The 18,510-nt window shown below is 44.3% G+C and carries 15 protein-coding genes and 1 pseudogene; 7 read left to right on the forward strand and 9 right to left on the reverse strand.

Annotation, left to right across the window (positions count from 1 at the left end; all coding sequences use genetic code 11):
* Positions 1–22 precede the first annotated feature (22 nt).
* The 6 genes from L865_RS0114375 to dapA all read right to left on the reverse strand — a co-directional run bounded on the left by L865_RS0114375 (position 23) and on the right by dapA (position 9,394).
* Positions 23–3,118 carry an efflux RND transporter permease subunit gene (locus L865_RS0114375; protein ID WP_028773875.1) on the reverse strand — a complete coding sequence of 1,032 codons (3,096 nt, stop codon included), beginning with the start codon at positions 3,116–3,118 and terminating at the stop codon, positions 23–25.
* Complete coding sequence (locus L865_RS0114380; RefSeq protein ID WP_425423637.1) at positions 3,115–4,146, reverse strand: efflux RND transporter periplasmic adaptor subunit; 1,032 nt, start codon at positions 4,144–4,146, stop codon at positions 3,115–3,117. The genes L865_RS0114375 and L865_RS0114380 overlap by 4 nt, the downstream gene beginning before the upstream one ends.
* Positions 4,147–4,431: 285 nt before the next feature.
* Positions 4,432–6,816: an EAL domain-containing protein gene (locus L865_RS0114385; RefSeq protein WP_028773877.1), complete on the reverse strand. Its 2,385-nt coding sequence runs from the start codon at positions 6,814–6,816 to the stop codon at positions 4,432–4,434.
* Between the two features lie 177 nt (positions 6,817–6,993).
* Positions 6,994–7,146 (reverse strand): hypothetical protein, encoded by a 153-nt coding sequence (locus L865_RS25565; RefSeq protein WP_157577587.1) that lies wholly within the window; start codon positions 7,144–7,146, stop codon positions 6,994–6,996.
* A 235-nt stretch (positions 7,147–7,381) separates the two neighbouring features.
* The gene (gene bamC, locus L865_RS0114395) at positions 7,382–8,506 is read right to left on the reverse strand and encodes an outer membrane protein assembly factor BamC (protein WP_028773878.1); all 1,125 of its coding nucleotides are present in this window, start codon (positions 8,504–8,506) and stop codon (positions 7,382–7,384) included.
* On the reverse strand, positions 8,507–9,394 hold the full coding sequence (dapA, locus tag L865_RS0114400; RefSeq protein WP_028773879.1) for a 4-hydroxy-tetrahydrodipicolinate synthase: 888 nt from the start codon (positions 9,392–9,394) through the stop codon (positions 8,507–8,509).
* Between the two features lie 242 nt (positions 9,395–9,636).
* Between dapA and L865_RS0114410 the strand changes: the two genes are divergently transcribed.
* Positions 9,637–10,176: a glycine cleavage system transcriptional repressor gene (locus L865_RS0114410; RefSeq protein ID WP_028773880.1), complete on the forward strand. Its 540-nt coding sequence runs from the start codon at positions 9,637–9,639 to the stop codon at positions 10,174–10,176.
* A 19-nt stretch (positions 10,177–10,195) separates the two neighbouring features.
* Positions 10,196–10,666 carry a thioredoxin-dependent thiol peroxidase gene (bcp, locus tag L865_RS0114415; RefSeq protein WP_028773881.1) on the forward strand — a complete coding sequence of 157 codons (471 nt, stop codon included), beginning with the start codon at positions 10,196–10,198 and terminating at the stop codon, positions 10,664–10,666.
* A 58-nt stretch (positions 10,667–10,724) separates the two neighbouring features.
* On the opposite strand, the gene L865_RS0114420 is transcribed toward bcp, so the two are convergent.
* Positions 10,725–11,291 (reverse strand): LysE/ArgO family amino acid transporter, encoded by a 567-nt coding sequence (locus tag L865_RS0114420; RefSeq protein ID WP_211237701.1) that lies wholly within the window; start codon positions 11,289–11,291, stop codon positions 10,725–10,727.
* A gap of 209 nt (positions 11,292–11,500) precedes the next feature.
* Between L865_RS0114420 and L865_RS0114425 the strand changes: the two genes are divergently transcribed.
* Positions 11,501–12,388, forward strand: a complete 888-nt coding sequence (locus tag L865_RS0114425) for a LysR family transcriptional regulator ArgP (RefSeq protein ID WP_028773883.1) — start codon at positions 11,501–11,503, stop codon at positions 12,386–12,388.
* Between the two features lie 40 nt (positions 12,389–12,428).
* Here L865_RS0114425 and L865_RS0114430 read toward each other — a convergent pair whose 3' ends face one another.
* Both L865_RS0114430 and L865_RS0114435 read right to left on the reverse strand, forming a co-directional pair.
* The gene (locus L865_RS0114430) at positions 12,429–13,544 is read right to left on the reverse strand and encodes an AI-2E family transporter (RefSeq protein WP_028773884.1); all 1,116 of its coding nucleotides are present in this window, start codon (positions 13,542–13,544) and stop codon (positions 12,429–12,431) included.
* Between the two features lie 71 nt (positions 13,545–13,615).
* Positions 13,616–13,840: a sulfurtransferase TusA family protein gene (locus L865_RS0114435; RefSeq protein WP_028773885.1), complete on the reverse strand. Its 225-nt coding sequence runs from the start codon at positions 13,838–13,840 to the stop codon at positions 13,616–13,618.
* 189 nt (positions 13,841–14,029) lie between these two features.
* On the opposite strand from L865_RS0114435, the gene bepA reads away from it, so the two are divergent.
* From bepA to L865_RS26130, 4 genes and pseudogenes are all read left to right on the forward strand, one after another.
* Entirely contained in the window at positions 14,030–15,496 is a 1,467-nt protein-coding gene (gene bepA, locus L865_RS0114440; RefSeq protein WP_028773886.1) for a beta-barrel assembly-enhancing protease, read from the forward strand.
* An 82-nt stretch (positions 15,497–15,578) separates the two neighbouring features.
* Positions 15,579–15,926 (forward strand): arsenate reductase (glutaredoxin), encoded by a 348-nt coding sequence (gene arsC, locus L865_RS0114445; protein WP_028773887.1) that lies wholly within the window; start codon positions 15,579–15,581, stop codon positions 15,924–15,926.
* Positions 15,927–15,936: 10 nt separating this feature from the next.
* A complete protein-coding gene (locus tag L865_RS0114450; protein WP_028773888.1) occupies positions 15,937–16,317 on the forward strand; it encodes a DUF2069 domain-containing protein in 381 nt (126 codons plus the stop codon).
* 229 nt (positions 16,318–16,546) lie between these two features.
* Positions 16,547–18,482: pseudogene (locus L865_RS26130) on the forward strand (hypothetical protein).
* Positions 18,483–18,510: the final 28 nt, after the last annotated feature.

Here is an 18,510-nt window from a genome sequence, read left to right on the forward strand (position 1 = left end):
GAACTGACTTTTTGCCAAAACGTTAGTCTTTTTGTAATTCGAGCTCTAGCTTACGAGCAATCTCCTCCGGAGAGCCGGTATTTCGCGCCAGCAGGCCATAAACAACCGGTATAACTAACAGAGTAAAGAATGTGGCTAGAATGATGCCCGACAGAACAACTACACCAATAACGAACCGAGTTTCAGCACCAGCCCCTTGAGCGAGTACTAGTGGCATGGCCCCCGCGGCCGTGGTGATACCTGTCATCAAAATCGGACGTAAACGCTGCGCCGCTGCTTGAACTATCGCTTGCTCAAACTCAACGCCTTTATCACGTAGTTGGTTAGCAAACTCAACGATCAAAATACCATTTTTAGCCGCTAGACCGACCAACATAATAATCCCGATCTGCGAGTAAATGTTGAGACTTTGACCAGTGAAGTACAGGCCAACTAACGCACCTAATGTCGCCAATGGCACCGTCAACATGATGACCAAAGGATGCACATAGCTTTCAAACTGCGCTGCCAATACCAAGAATACGATGCCGAGTGCTAACACAAAGACAAACAGCATCGAATTACCAGAGTCTTGATAATCCAATGATTGGCCTTTGTAGCTAATCACCGCCTCTGCTGGCAAATAGGTGTAGGCGATATCATTAAGGTAGTCCAGTGCTTCACCTAAGCTGTATCCGTCAGCCAAGTTGGCTTCAATCGTAATCGAGCGCATACGATTATAACGGTTTAACTGACTGGCATCGGCAAACTCTTCCACGCTCACTAAGTTTGCCAATGGGATCAGTTCACCACTACGGTCGGAGCGTACATAGATGTTACTTAAATCATTGGCCGTGTTTTGGTTATCACGATTACCTTCAATGATCACATCATACTCTTCACCGTCGCGCATAAAAGTGGTCACTAAGCGTGAGCCAAGCATTGATTCTAATGTCCGACCAATATGCGATATCGACACGCCTAAGTCAGCTGCCCTGTCTTTATCAATCACCACACGTAATTGCGGTTTGGTCTCTTTATAGTCATGGTCTACCCCGACCAAGTTAGGGTTTTCTTCGACTTTTTCCAGCATAATATCGCGCCACTGAGCAAGCGCTTCGTAGCTTGGACCGCCGAGTACAAATTGCACGGGTTTACCGACACCGCGGCCAAACGCTTGGCGCATGACTGGAAAGGCTCTAACTCCAGCTAAATCTGACAACCGGCCTCGAATATCGCCAATTATTTCATTGGCAGGACGACGCACAGACCAATCTTCTAACACGATAATCGCCATACCATTTGAAAAATCTGCGCCGCGACCGAAACCACGAGGTGCACGGATTAACAAACGCTTGATCTCACCCGCCTCAACCAATGGCATTAATCGATTTTCGATTTCATCCATATAAGGTTGAACATAGTCAAAACTGGCACCCTGTGGGCCATTAACAATCAAGAACATAGAACCGCGATCTTCTCGAGGAGCAAACTCTTGTGGTACTTCCTTCAGCAGATAGCCACTTGTACCTAAAGCCGCAAGAATGATTGAACTGACAATAATCGGGTGCTTCATTGCTCGAGTCAAAATGCGTTGGTACAGATTGGCAAGCGATGTCATGCCTTTATCAATTTGACGCACTAACCAAGGATCTTGCCCAGCTGGTTTGAGCAACTTGGAACACATCATCGGGCTTAGGGTGAGAGCAACAATGCTTGAAAATATCACCGCGGCGCTCATCGCCACAGCGAACTCTTTAAACAGTTTACCCAAATCACCTTCTAGGAAGGTAATAGGCATAAACACCGCCACAAGCACTAAAGTGGTCGCTACCACTGCAAAGGCGACTTCTCGTGCACCTAAATAGGCCGCTTTCAGGGGGCTATCGCCCTCCTCAATGCGTCGATGGATGTTCTCTAACACCACGATGGCATCATCTACCACCATACCAATGGCCAAAATCATTGCTAGCAAGGTTAATAAGTTGATGGTGTAACCTAAGGCGTATAACACGATAAACGTCGCCATAAGCGAAACTGGTACCGTTAACGCAGGTATTAACATTGCCCTGACACTGCCAAGGAACAAGTAAATCACAATGATCACCAGCCCCATAGCAATAAACAGGGTTTGGTATACCTCTTTCACCGATGCTTCAATAAACACCGAACTGTCGTAAGAGCGTTTGATTTCCATACCCGCGGGTAAAGTGGGATTGATCACATCGACCAATTGATTCGCAGCACGCGCAACATCTAAGGTATTAGCAGTAGATTGCTTAGATACACCAAGACCAATCATCGCCTCACGGTTACCTCTAAAGGTAATACGTTCCTCTTCTGAGCCAATTTCGACCCGAGCCACATCCCCTAACCTAACGAGGTAGCCATCTTCCCCTTCAGATAATACTAAGCTGGCAAAATCATCTTTGTTTTTGAAGCTACGTTCTAATCGAACAGTAAAATGACGTTCAGCAGATTCAACCGAACCTGCCGGTAGTTCAACGTTTTCTGAACGTAATACTCGCTCAATATCTGCCACCGTAAGATTTCGGGCAGCTAACGCCTGGCGGTCTATCCAAACTCGCATGGCATAAACTTTACCACCACCAATACGAATATTGGCTACGCCGTCTAAAACCGAAAATCGGTCGACTAAATAACGGCGAGCGTAATCAGTAAGCTGCAACGTGGTCATTTGATCTGAAACTAAGTTCAACCACATGATCACTTCGTCACCGCCGTTAGATTTTTGTACTTCTGGTGGATCCGCTTCTTCAGGTAAGTTATTCAGCAATCCCGAAACGCGATCACGTACATCATTAGCAGCCGCTTCAATATCTCTTTCAATATCAAACTCTAAAGTGACCGAAGAGCGGCCATCACGGCTCGAAGAGTTAATGTGGCGGATGCCTTCAACGCCACTAATTCTATCTTCAATCAATTGCGTAATACGGCTTTCAACTACTGCAGCGCTGGCGCCGCGATAATTGGTTTGAATCGATACCACGGGGGGATCAATATTCGGGTATTCTCGTAATGGCAGTTTCTCGAAAGCCACTAAACCAAAAGCAATTAATAGTATGCTGATCACCGAAGCAAATACGGGGCGTTTAACCGATAAGTCCGTTAAGATCATACTGTCGGTTCCACCTTAGCTCTGTCAAGAAAACTAAAGCGCTCACTAAACTGCACTTTCACTTCATCACCTGGTTTAACTTTCAATATGCCACGTATCATCACTTGTTCATTTAGCTCGACGCCATCAACAATCTCCACCCAGCCTCTTTTGCGTAAACCTAATTGCACCTGACGACGCTCAACAACATTGTCACTGTTAACTAGGTAAACAAAATGATTACTTTGAATAGGAATGATTGCAGACTCAGGGATAATCAAGGCTTCACGATTTTGCTTGATTAAATTAACCTTCATCAACATACCGGGTAATAAGCGTAAGTCTGGATTAACGATTTCTGCCCGTACGATCACCGCACGGGTTGTAGGGTTGATACGACTGTCAATCGATACTACTTTGCCAGTGAACACAGTATCGGGATACGCAACCGCTTTAGCCTCGACATCTTTGCCCACTTCTAAAGATTGCAAGAAACGCTCTGGCACTGAAAAATCCAGTTTGATAATTGAGATATCATCTAACGTTGTGATCACCGTGCCAGGTGTAACTAGACTACCGGCACTGACTTGTCTAAGCCCTAAACGGCCGCTAAATGGTGCAATGATGCGGCGATCTTTCAAAGCGGATTCAGCCTGCTCGAGTTCTGCTCTTGCTGTATCGATAAGCGTTTGCAACCTATCACGTTCAAGCTCAGCAACTGTTTGGCTGGTCACTAGGGTGCGAATACGGTCAAGTTCGCGACGGTGATCGTTCACCCGTACTTTTGCCACGGTGACCCGTGCAGCTTGCTCTCTGTCCTGTAGCTGCACCATCAGATCGCCTTTATTGACCAATTGACCATCTTTAAAGTTAATCAGTGTGATCACATCGCTCACTTTAGGCGTCACGGTAATCGACTCATACGCTTTGCTTGTACCAAGCGCTTCAACCTCATCTCGAACAGGAGACAGCATGGCTTTCGCAACGACAACATTAGGAGTCGGCCTTTCGCGGGTTTGTTGGGTAGAGTCGGTCGGTGCGAGCTGCATGTACACCGTGACGGCCAATGCTGCGAACACTAAAATTATTATTATTTTTTTCATTAATTTTCCGAGTACTGACAGGGTTTAGTGCAATTAGTTTACCTTTACGCTCAGTTGCTTCAAGGGGTTTTACCTTTGCTTACAAAGTTCACATTTTGATAACACGAAAGCGCTTACACAATGTATAAGTGCAAACGCAAAAACCAGATGATTTTGTAGTGAAATACTCGCTGTATGTGCAAGTTAGAAGGGTATTACGTTAGTCAGTCACAACTGGATCAAAATATGTGGCTAAATTTGATAATTGAACGCACCGTAATCTGGGGCGAGTTGTAATAATTCCAATAGGCTGTTTTGATTAATAGGTTTGGACATAAAATAACCTTGTGCATACTGACAATCCATATTCCGCAACGCCGTGTACTGATGTTGAGTTTCAACCCCTTCGGCTATGGTGGCAATATCCAATGTTTTAGCCAGGCTCAATATTGCATCTAAAATCGCTTGATTACCCTCACCCGCTTCCATGTGACTGATAAATGAGCGGTCAATTTTAAGCGAGTCAAAGGTATATTGTTGCAGATAACTTAACGATGAATAGCCTGTGCCAAAATCATCCAAGGAAATACTGATCCCCATTTGGCGTAATCGCTCTATGGTGTCTTTGGTTTCTTCTACTGAACTGACAATCGTCTGCTCGGTAATTTCAATTGCGAGATGTTTCAATAATTTGGGCGATTCAGCAAAATATTGATTTAAGCGTGCAATGAGTTTGCGTGAATTAAAGCCTTCACCAGATATATTGATACTGAGTTTGAAATCAGCGCCAAACTGCGCCTCTTGCTCTGATAAAAACGCCAAAGCCGCTTTTACCACATAATTATCTAGCTTGCCCATCAACTGCGCTCGCTCAAACTCTGGCAAAAAACGCGCTGGCGGGATCTCGCCAAGTTCCGGATGCTGCCAGCGAATTAGCGCTTCAGCGCCATAAATAGTGCCCGTATCTAAGTCGACCAAAGGCTGGTAAACCAGGAATAACTGCTTATCCTTAACCGCCTGATTAAACTCAGTTTCAAGCTTATAACTCGACGTTTGGCTACGCTTGCTGTCATCAAAACAATATACCTGACCACGCCCTTTGAGCTTAGCTTGATACATGGCTTCATCGGCAAACACCAACAGTTGCTCGGTGTTATCACCACCGTAAAAATGTTCAGCAATACCAATACTGACCGACACCACTATTTCAATGTCGCCCAACTTAATAGGCTTGTTTAATACCGTTAATATTTGCTCTGCAGTGCGTTTAACTTCATCGACACTAAAAATATCTTCAATCAGTATGGCGAACTCATCTCCGCCTAACCGGCATAAAGTATCTTGCTTGCGCAAACAGGCATTTATCCTGCGGCTCACCTCAACCAATAGCTGATCACCAATGTGATGACCATGATTGTCATTGATCTGTTTAAACCTATCTAAATCCAAATAGCAAACAGCAATACCTAAAATGCTCTCCGCTTCGATATTATCTATTGCATGACTTATTCTATCTGCAAAAAGTAACCGATTAGGTAACTTTGTGAGCGGATCATGCAGCGCAAGAAACTCCATTTTTGATTTGGCATTTTTACGTTCGATGGCGTTACGAATATGCTTAGCAACAAAAACAAGTAACTGCATATCTTTATCAGTAAACAGATAGGTGTCACTGTAGCTTTGTACCACGACAATACCGCTAAAACTGTCATCGCCAAAAGGGACACCTAACCAGGCTTTGGGCACGGTACCTTCTACGGTTAGCTCACCGGCTTCCACCAAATGACCAATTTGTGCTTCGGTCACTAACAGTGGCTTTTGCCGCTTAAGCACATAACTTGTAATGCTGACTATCTCATCATGCAGTGGGATGGTCCTGCCCTGTACATCAGTATCAAACTCATCGGCATAATAGGGAAGCGAAACAGTTTGAGAGGCGTTATCGAGTAAACCGACATAGAAATTTTTAGCAAAAGTCAGTTTACCAATACAACGATGTAATTTTTTGTAAAAGCCACTCATGCTGTCGGTTTCAAAGATGATTTCAGCAATTTCAAACAACGAATCTTGGATCTTACTGCTGTACTCTAATTCTTCTACGGTACGCTGTAGTTGCTGCAGGGTGAGTAGTTTTTGAATTTTAACGGCGGCTATTGATGCTAAGGCGAACACGGTGCGCTCGTGTTGTTTGGTGTAGAAATCCTGCTGGGGATGCTCAGAATCAATGACACCAATAACCTTACCGTCAGCTAACATAGGCACAGCAAGCTCTGATAAACGCACCTCATCATCAACAATATACTCGGGATGTAAACGTGTATCGCCAATACGGATTGGTACTCTTTCTCGAGCGGCTTTGCCGACAATACCGGTATTTAATGGGATCACAATGGGAGACAAAATGAGCTTGGCAACGGGATTTTTATTACCAAAAGTCGCCTTTTGTACCAAGTGCTGTTGGTCGCTATCTAAAAGATAAATAACAATGTCATCTAGGCCCAATTGCGACACAACATTTTGTGCAACGTGCCAAAGAATGTCATCAACACTTTTTGCAGTGAGTAAGTCGACCGCAAATTCACTGACAATTTTGAGATTTGTGGCTTCTATTTCTTGCAATTGAAGCGTTCGCTTCATAGAGTCGCTCCCTACTTCCTACAACGCAACTTTTATTATCATTATTGATTCAGATATCTTCCGTACCCAATACAGACGACAATATTTACTATATGGTACAGCCCGCCCAACCGCAACATTTTGTTAACAGCATCAATTTGGCAAATCTAATACCAATCAGTATAAATATTTAGTCACTCAGCGAGAGTTTAGCGGTACTGAGGCAAGGTCATTAAATGCTCCTGCATTAATGACATTCACCACATCCATGTGGCTTGCAACGAGTGAAGAGCATAGTTGTTCTACGGTTAAACTCGTTAACACAGCATCAGAACCGCTAAAACTCGCCATTGTGGCGCGTTTTTGGCTACCTATTTCTGCGTTGAATAACCTTACAAGGGAGCAACCATTGTTTCAATTATTCGCCTTGAACTAGGTAGCCAAAAGCGCGCTGAGTAGATCAAATTCTTATACTGATTGGTATAACCGCTCGATGGCGGCCTTGTCATCATCCCCTATAAACACCTAATAAAAAGGAGGCCATATAGGCCTCCTTCAAGTATGAATCATTTATTGCACTGCATAACTAGCGAACTTTTCGATCTTCACTCATTAGCTCAGCAAGACCATCATAGACAGCTTCTACAACTTCATTGCTTAATGGTTCGTCGTCAACGTTATTCAAATCAATACGAGTTTGGTTTTCAGAGTCGCCATCTTGTAATAACAAGCGATATGAACCTTCATCGATTGGCAGCTTCTTCTCACTCCACAGTGAGCTCCAGAAACCAGAATCATCAGTGACGTTGATATAGTACAAGCCTTTATTGCTGTCCATATCGATAATTTCAAAGCCAAGCTCTGGTAACACGATACGCAGTCTATCCCAGGTACGTTTAAACGGCGCATCAGCAATCCAATAGCTTCGGCTTGCTTGGGAGTCAGCATCGTCATTCACTTCAGCTTTAACTAGGTCAACGTCAATACCCAAGCTTTCTTTGAGGCGTTTAGCCTTAATCGCTTGCGCACGTTTAACGCTAATATAAGCGACGGTGTTGTTAAGCATATCGATGGTATAACGACGTTTATCTTCGCCGCTTAGGAAAATCTCTTTCTGAGAACCATCAAAACTTTCTTCATGTTCGATGAGATCAATCAGCAGGCTACCACTGCGCCCATGGGGACGCACATCGACATCAAACTGGTAACGCTGACGTAATACATAGACTTCGTCACTGCCCCAAAAACTTGAATCAATTACTTGCTTATCTTCAATCCAGCCAGTCTCGATAATACCAGCTTCGTAATCTTCATTGACGATTTCGACCGATTTACTGTTTAAGTACTCTTTAAGTACATTAAAGAGCTCTTCTTTTAGATCGACGTCATTGTCAATTGATTCGACAACAATCTTGATATTGTCACTGCCTTCTTCAACATGCGTACCTTCAGCCATTGGCAGAACCTGCAACGGCGGACGAATATCGAGTGTTTTACCCACTAAACTTGCGTCAGCATTATTGCCTAACTCAGGGATAGCATACTCTTTGCTGTAAGTCGGCTCGTTTAAACCTTCAGGAATAACCAACAAAGGCGCAGACTCAACTTTTGCGTATTCATCAGAACCATTCGCTTGGCGTCGATCCACGGGGGTACTACAAGCTGTCGTGACGGCAAGTAATAGTAATACAGGGGTGACTTGCTTTAGCATTTATCTTTTAACCTCTATTCGGGCATTTTTCATCGCTTCTAGCAACAGACCATGATTTGGGGTAGAAAGTTCCGTTAATGGCAAACGAATAAAGCCATTATCAATCAATCCCATCTGTTTCGCTGCCCACTTTACAGGAATAGGGTTTGCTTCACAAAATAGTGCGCTGAATAATCCGCCGATCTGGCTCTCAATCTCTTTTGCTGTAGCAGTGTCGCCAGTTAAAGCGGCATCGCACATCAATTTAAATTCACGCGGCACGATATTATTCGCTACAGAGATAACGCCATTACCGCCCAAAGCTAAAAACTCTCGTGCTGTGGCATCATCACCGCTGTACAAAAGGAAATCGTCCCCGCACAGCGCTCTTAAACGTGCAACTCGACTCACATCACCTGTGGCTTCTTTCACACCAATGATGTTGCTGACATCAACCAGTTGAGCGACTGTTTCAGGCAACATATCAACGGCCGTTCTTCCCGGTACATTGTATAGGATCTGCGGTACATCAGTTGCTGCAGCCACGGCTTTATAATGAGCCACTAAGCCCGCTGGAGAAGGTTTATTGTAATAAGGAGTAACGCCTAACATGGCGGCAACGCCCACTTTAGACTGCGCCTTTGTTAACTCAATGGCTTCGGCAGTGGCATTGGCGCCATTACCACCAATAACGGGAATACGACCCGCTGCAAATTTCACCGTCTGCGACACAACTTCAATGTGTTCTTTCATAGGTAACGTGGCAGACTCGCCTGTGGTACCAACTGCGACTATGGCATCGGTACCTTGGGAGATATGGTACTCTACTAACTTTTCAAGACTTGCATAATCGACTGCGCCATCACTATTCATTGGTGTGATTAAGGCTACGATGCTTCCGTTTATCATGATACTTCCCCAAGGATTCAGGACTGGCTATGGTACTTATGCTCTTAAGTAAAAACAAGCACTACGACATAATGTTGAAACTTATCGTTGTTGTGGCCAATATACTGTTGATATATGGAAGAGATTACTTAGACGGGGGTCTCAAAACTGGCAAGTTGTGGTAACATTGCGCCCTCTAAAAATTAACCCTTCTTAATTGATGAGTTAATGAACAAATTACCGTACTAATTGAGGGAAGTTTCATGTCCAATCATCTAGTCATTACTGCTCTGGGTGGCGATCGTCCAGGTATTGTCAGTAGGTTTGCAAGGCTAGCCAGTGAGTGTGACTGCGATATTGTTGATAGCCGCATGGCGCTATTTGGCAATGAATTTACGCTCATCATGATGATGTCGGGTTCTTGGGCTTCAATTACAAAAATGGAAACCAGCTTGCCCGCCTTAAGTGTTGAGCTGGAACTAATGACCGTAACCAAGCGGACTTCTAAACATACCCCTCTTAATTATGTCAGCCGGCTAGAAGTTACCTTTAATGGTAAAGATCAGCGCGGAACCATGAAACGAATCACCCAGTTCTTAGCAGACCGCTCACTTGATTTAGCCGCAGTTCGCTCACACGCTGAAGAAGATAGCGACGGCAACCCAACACAAAACGTTTTTCTAACCATTAATGTTCCCGAAAAAGTCGATATTGATAAGTTAGAAGTCTCAATAGCAGAGTTGGCAACCGATATGTCATTAAGCTGCCATATTGAAAGAATGCAAGGCATAGATAACAACTAATAAAAGTGAGTATTCAACGATGAAAACATTAACCGTAGGTGACACCGCCCCCGCATTTGCATTGCAAAACCAGTTCGACAAAAGCTGTGAGCTACAAGCGGCGCTTAAAGATGGACCCGTGTTAGTTTATTTCTACCCTAAAGCACTTACCCCTGGCTGTACTGTGCAAGCATGCGGCCTGCGAGACAGTTCAAGTGAGCTCAATGATCTCAACGTTACCGTTTTTGGCATTAGTCCAGATCCAGTTAAGAAGTTAGCCCGTTTTGCTGAAAAACATGAACTAAACTTTTCGCTACTTAGTGATGAAGACCATGCCATCGCTGATGCTTTTGGCGTTTGGGGCGAAAAGAAGTTTATGGGTAAAATCTATGATGGCATTCATCGCCTCAGTTTCCTTATCGGCCAAGATGGTAAGGTTGCCCATGTATTCAACAAATTTAAAACCAAAGAGCACCATACTGTGGTGCTTGAACATTTAAAAACCGCTTAATATTAAAAGCCCTCAATTGAGGGCTTTTTATTAGTTACTTTATGTTCACTACTTTCGTTTAACTCATGTAGGGATAAATAAGCCCTAATCCTATCGCCCACATCGTCAGCCAAATAAAGCGGTCCAAATAACACCAAGCTTTGGGATTTTGAAATAACGGACTTAGGAATCTCGCCCCAAAACTCAGGCTAAAGAACCAGAGAAATGATGCCAGTACCGCGCCGGCTCCAAACATAGAGCGATCACTCCCAACAAATTGGGTGCTGATACTCCCAAGCAACACTACCGTATCTAAATAAAGGTGTGGGTTTAATAAGCTAATTCCCAGCGTGGTGAGTATCGCGGCCTTTAACGTTTGCCCTTGCAGTTGGCTAGCTTGTTCAATAGTGTGCGCCACAAACGATGACTTCAGCGCAGCAGTGCCATAGGCAAATAAAAACACCGCGCCACCAATGCTAGCGATATCTTTTAGCAGCGGGAACGCTTGAATCAAATGGCCAAATCCAGCGACGCCGGCCAAAATCATGACCGCATCAATGAATGAACATAACGCTGCTATTGGCATTGAATGTTGCTGCTTTAACCCTTGCTTTAGTACAAAGGCGTTTTGCGCGCCAACGGCCATAATGAGGCTCGCGCCAATCCCTACACCTTGAACAAATGCGTGCACAGCTAATACTCCTTTCAAATGAAAAATTTTAGTCGATTCATAGGACTAAATTTACTGGTGATATTTCAATGAGTGCAGTGTAGTTCTAAGCTAAAATTAAATAAAACTAATTATTTTAATGCACCATAAGTTATACTAATACATCGAAAGTAAGGAGATAACAGATGTTGGACTATGGACAATTACACGCGCTTTACGTAGTAGCAAACCAAGGTAGTTTTGAGCGAGCCGCCAAAATATTGTGTGTGACACAGTCAGCGGTATCTCAACGTATCAAGCAATTAGAAGAGCGAGTGGGTCAAGCGCTACTGATCCGTTCTAGCCCTGTGACGGTAACGGAACTTGGCAAGCGGCTATTGCGTCACTTTAATCATGTGCAGCTGTTGGAAGATGAACTTAACCATGAAATTGGTTATCAAGACAGCCACCTACCGGTTAAGGTCAGTATTGCTGTTAATGCCGATACACTAGCAACTTGGTTTTTACCGGCACTTGCTGGTGTCTTTAGTCGCCATGGTTGGATTCTTGAATTAATCATTGATGACGAGTCTTATACTCATCACCTATTAAAAAACGGAGAAGCTGTCGGCTGTGTGACCACCACAGCAAAGGCATTGGCAGGATGCAGCAGCGATCACCTTGGTGACATGCGCTATCTTTGCCTAGCAACCCCAGAGTTTTATCAGCAGTACTTTGCAAACGGCATCAATCAAGACAGCCTATCTAAAGCACCGGCAGTGGTCTTTAATACAAAAGATCTGTTGCATCAGAAGTTTTTGGCTGAACATTTTCAAATGCAAGCCGGCCAATGGGCTGAGCACCAAATCCCCTCTTCTGAGAGTTTTCTAGAAGCCATTAAACTAGGCATGGGTTATGGGTTAGTGAGTCACCTGCAAGCTCAAACATTGCTCGACAGCGGCAGTCTGGTTGAAGTGACTCCCGATATTCACATTGATGTGGCGCTATATTGGCAACACTGGAATATTAAAGCGCAGCATACCAGTATCATCTACCGCGCTCTAGCCTCAGTAGCTAAAGACCAACTTAAGTAGCTCCTCACAGCCAAGACACAGCATGAGGAGCGCCCTATTGTTAAGAACTGACTTGTTGCTCGGCTGATTGTTGCTCCTGAGCTTGATCTTGCGCGCTTTGCTCTTCAGGTAGTTGCGGCCACGCATTAATGACTGCCTTAACCAATGACGCCAAAGGAATGGCAAAGAATACGCCCCACACCCCCCATAAGCCGCCAAATACCAATACGGCAGCAATAATAAACACTGGGTGCAGATCGACAGCATCTGAAAACAGAATAGGAACCAACAAGTTACCATCTAAAGCCTGAATGATACCGTAACCCAGCATCAAATAACCAAACTCAGGACTGATCCCCCATTGGAAAAAGGCCACTAACGCAATCGGCAGTGTAACTAACGTGGCGCCAACATACGGAATAAGTACAGATAGGCCCGTCAATACACCCAGTAGCGCGGCATAACGTAGATCCATGATTGCAAAAAACAGATAGCTCACTACACCAATGATCACGATTTCAATAATTTTACCGCGAATATAATTGAATATCTGTTGATGCATTTCGTACCAAACTTTACGGGCGAGATCACGATTGGTCGGAATGAAACGCTTACTACCTTTAATCAGGCTGTCTTTATCCTTAAGGAAGAAAAACACCAATAACGGCACCAAAATCGCGTATACCATCAACACCAAAAGCGAGGCAGAATAGCCTATGAGTTGTTTACCAAAATCCAGTAGATGCTGAGTGTCTAGCATTTTTTTAAGCTGATTAACCATGCTATCTAGCTGATCTGCAGCAATAAATTGTGGGTATTGATTGATATAACCCTGCGCGGTGATTAGGCCTTTGTCTATCATACTTGGTAAATCAGATATCAAGGCTAAGCCTTGTCGCCAAATACTGGGCATCAATACTAAGACGATGAGCAACATCAACCCCACAAACAGCACCAACACCAATGATGCGGCGGTTGAACGGTTCATCCCCAACCGCAGCATTTGGGCTACCGGCCACTCCAGCAAAAATGCTAGCACCAATGCCACAAGTAACGGCGCTAACAATCCACCTGCAAAATATAGTATTAACGCTAAGCCGATGATAATCATCACTAAGGTGACGGCTTGGGGATCGCTGAAGCGGGCTTTATACCATTTATTTAAAAGGCTTAACATTCACTCTTCCTAAAAATTAAGTGGCAGAACCACAAACATGATTTTTTGCGCCAACTAAAGAAAACATAAATTTACTGCACATTATTTTCAACTTCTACCACACAGCATTGTGGCGTATCGCTGACTATACGGTAGCGATATTGCGCTTTTTGTAAAAACCGGGGAACATCTTGCCTAGTTCCAGAGTCTGACAAAGTAACAGACAAGACTTGTTGATGTGATAACTGTTTTAACGCAAGCTTCAACTTTACCAAGGCTAATGGACATTTGTACGGAGTTAAATCAAGAAAAATCATAATCAACTTGCTAAAGACAAACTAAGGCCATTATCCTTAGTCTCCGATAAAAGCTCAAGCAGTGAGTTAATGCCATCGCCCGCTTTTAACGATAATAACGATTAAAACGGTATTATAGCTAATTTGAGTTGTAGGTTTTTGTATCAACAACGAAATTTTTTGCTGACGAAAACGAGTAAAACTGTAAGGATTCGCTTGATTAATATCAAAACCAAAAAGCAAGTGTTGGCTGGCATCGTCTCTTTGATGTTTACCGTAACCGCACCATTGGCAGTGGCTAATAATGATTTACCTGATCTTGGTACTGCAGCGGTCAACACATTTAGTTTAGAAAAAGAAACCGAATATGGCGACGCTTATATGCGCGTTATTCGATCTTCTGCACCTATGGTCAATGACCCGGTTTTAAATCAATATCTAACTGAGTTAGGCAATAAACTTGTCGCCCATGCCACCGGCGTTAAGACCCCGTTTTATTTTTTCTTGCTGCGCAATGATGAAATCAACGCATTCGCATTTTTTGGTGGCCATGTCGGGGTTCATACCGGGCTGTTTCTCAATGCCGATAACGAAAGTCAGTTAGCTTCGGTACTCGGTCACGAAATTACCCACGTTACCCAACGCCATCTAGCACGCTCAATCGAAGCACAACAAAAAAGCTCGACGGCAACTATCGCCGGTATGCTAGGTGCTATCTTACTTACCATTGCCGCGCCACAAGCGGGCATGGCAGCTTTGGCCACCACCCAAGCATTGGCAACCCAGGCACAAATTAACTACACACGTCTACATGAAAAAGAAGCTGACCGTATTGGCATGCAAATCTTGGTTGATGCCGGATTTGACCCTAATGGCGCTGCAGACTTTTTCGCAAAGTTAGCCACTCGCTATCGCTTTACCAGCAAGCCGCCGCAAATGTTGCTGACTCACCCATTGCCAGAATCGCGTATTACTGAGGCTCGCAACCGCGCTGCACAATACCCGCACCGCTACATTCCCGATAACTTAGACTTCCAGTTGGCTAAAGCTCGTATTCAAGTACGTTTCAGTAGTTTTAGTGATGAAGCCGCTATCATGTTGTTCGATAGACAATTGCAGCGCCGCACTTATGAGTTCAGAGAAGCAGCTCTTTATGGTAAAGCACTGGCATTGTTTAGAACCAAGGATTTTGTCAACGCAGAAAAAATTATTGATGACCTATTGGCCAACGACAAAAATAACCTTTTCTACATTGATACCAAAACAGATCTGCTGATTGAGAAAGAGGACTATGAAGGCGCACTTGCGCTGCTCGAGCGCCATAGACGCTTAAAACCCACTTCTGCTGTGATCAACACAAACCTTGCACATGCCTATATCGAAAGCGGCAAAGCCAGCAAAGCGATTCCTTTATTAGAAGAGATGATTTTTCTGGATAGACAAAACCAGCTGCCCTTGTACCTACTTAGCGACGCCTACAAAAAGACTGGTGATAAAGCCATGGAGCACTTTGTTAAGGCCGAGACCATGGCACTCGGGGCTGATTATAGCGGTGCAATAGATCAATTAAACTTTGCCTATCGCCTGTCAGAGAAGAATCCATTACAACTTGCTAGGATTGAAGCCAGAATAAGGCAGTTTAAACAATCCAAGCGCGCTATTGAGGCGCTTCAATAGCGTGAATAGTGAGCGGTAGTTTTGTGACTCCGCTCAACTTTTCAAGTATTATAGTCACATCGTTTCTATCGAGAATAACTCAATGACTCAAGTTAGTATTATTCACAACCCTCGCTGTTCAAAAAGCCGTCAAACATTGGCCTTGCTTGAAGAAAACAATTGTGAGATCACCACAATAGAATACTTAAAAAATCCGCTAAGCGTCACTGAAATCAAAGACATATTAGCCAAGCTAGCCATTGATGCACGCCAGCTAATGCGCACCAAAGAAACTGAATACAAAGAGTTAGGTCTCGCCAATGTCACCGATGAGCAAGCACTTATCAGCGCGATGGCCAGCACACCTAAGCTGATTGAACGCCCGATAGTACTGGCTAACGGTAAAGCAGCAATTGGTCGTCCTCCAGAAAACGTTTTATCAATTATATAAAGAGTTAACCATGACAACATCAGCCTTATTTCAGTGGTGCCGCGCAGGCTACATCATCTTGGTGCTGCTGCTAAGCGGATGGTTTATCAATAAGGGCTTAAGCGGTCAATACTCCATGGCATTTAGCTTACTGTGGGTACTACCCTTGTTAGCACCTTTAAAAGGCGTGTTACAGGGTAAACCCTATACCTACGCTTGGGCCAGTTTCATATTATGTTTGTACATGTTGCATGGCCTAACCTTACTTTGGGTAACAGAAACACACCTATTGTTCGCCATTGCCGAAGTACTGTTACTAGGCTTATTAATGCTGGGATTCCCCTTTTATGCACGGTTACGCGGCCGCGAATTGGGCTTAGGGTTGAAAAAGAACAAAAACAAAAGCGCTTAATAGCGCTTTTTTTATCTGTCGCCCCTACCGGAAAGTCCTGCCACCTGAAAGTCCAGCCTTGTGCCTGATTGTGATGACATTTTTATAACGAGCGTGTAATGTGTTCACAACCAAACAAAGCACACTCATACACGCTAAATCTAACTTTTCGATCGTGTAACGCTTTAAAAACGTATAACTATAAATAGCAAATTTAACACCAATATCATGCTGATTGAGCTGATATTTGATGGAGGTTTACATGCGCAAGCTTAGCCTACTTACGCTAACTATGGCACTCACCATGACCGCATGCGGTGGTGGCAGTGACAGTGGCGATTCGGGTGAACCCACCACGCCGCCGCTACCCGATCTTAGCCGCTGCGACACATCGACTGAATTGTTGCTGCTTGATACCGACTCAGATATCAGCTTTTTGACCGAACAAAACTACTATCAAGGCCAACCGGCTAGTATCATTGCACAGTTAGCCAATACGCCAAGCTACCAGTTAAGCTATCAATGGCAACAGATCACCGGCGCACCATTAAGCCTTACCAGCGTGCGCTCTCCGGTACTAAATTTTGAAGCTCCGCAAAATGGCAGTTATCAATTTAGCGTCACAATTAATAGTCAAAATACCAGCCTAACCGAGCTGGTTACTATCGATGTTGGCCAGTCAGGCTCGGCACTTAAAGTTAACGCCGATCATCAAGTCGTATCAGGTAATGGGGTCAGTATCAGAGCCCAAAGAATTGCAGGACAAGTCATTAACGATTTGTCTTGGTGTATTGCTCAAGGGCCGACAGTTGGTTTGGATTTATCTAATCCTGAAAGACCACTATTCACTGCCCCGCAAGTCAATGACGATACTATTATCACGTTAAGAGCCAGCGGCACTATTGCAGGAGTAAACTACAGCGACGATGTCAATGTGTTGGTCACCCAACAACCAGCGATTACCTCCCCTTACTTCGATGAGCCCGTCGCGACAACCTTTGCTTATAAACCAAACTCACCCTACGCAGCAGTACTTGATACGTGCGTATACTCCAATCAACTTAATGAGCCCTGTAATATCGCAACCTTGCCACTAATTGGTCAACAAAGTAGCCGGATTGATAAACAGGCAATCATGGATAGATTGTTGGTTTCTCATCAATGGATGGGAGAGAATTTTGAACGTTTCCTAACAGAGCTCGATCCCCATAGTGATTTTGCTACCTTATTACAATCGGTCACAGCGATAGTGATCAGTTATGACGTACGCCCCTCTTTTTACTGGGTGGTAACCGGTGCCATCTATCTTGACCCCAATGATTTATGGCTAACGCCAGAGCAACGAGATAGTATCAACGAGGCGCCAGATTATCGTTCTGGTTTTAGCAATGAGTTAGCCTTTTTTAATGCCCTGGCGCTATGTGAAAGATAATAAATATGTCTCTTATATTGATGACATTACGCAGCGAAATAGCCGCGATATGCAGCAATTGTCTGGCGATCTTGCCTCTTTGTTATACCATGAGCTAGCCCACGCTAATGACTTCTTTCCTCGAAGTATCCATGGCGAGCTTACCGGGCCGACGCTGTACGACGATTACGTCAGGCGCAATAATGATAAAGCGCTCATTTCAGATATGTTGACATCACAATACCCACTCAACAGCCAAGAACTGTTTGACTTAGCCGATGTACTCTTTAGAGGCAAAAGTGCCACGGAAACCCAAAAAGGCTATACCCCAGCCGACATTACTGGCTTCTTTAGCGCCGATAGAGCGTCTGATTCCTATGCCTATTCAACACCGCGGGAAGATGCCGCAATGTTGTTTGAAGAAGCCATGATGAGCTACCGCTATGGCATTTTGCGTGATGTGGGTGTCACTGATAGCCCCGAAAACCCAAACAAATATAATATCATCGTCGATTGGGGCCAAAGAGGCAGAATTGGTGAAGCAGCACTAGAAAACCGCTCGGCATTGGTCATAAACCAAATGATGCCAGAATTAGATGGCAATGCCTTAGTTAGCTCACTGCCCGCGCCAATTGCTATGGAAGCAGGAAAAAGCTGGGCTGATAATTTAGTTTTAATCAATCCGCAGCAAGCAGGAGTACAAAGTTATCAGCGGACACCAGCTGTGAGCGCTCAAATGGAGCCGCCGCTGCAGTTAAGTGGCAATCGCCACTAAATATGATGTGAGAAACCAAGATGCTTAG

The organism is Shewanella waksmanii ATCC BAA-643 (assembly GCF_000518805.1).
Classification (GTDB): domain Bacteria; phylum Pseudomonadota; class Gammaproteobacteria; order Enterobacterales; family Shewanellaceae; genus Shewanella; species Shewanella waksmanii.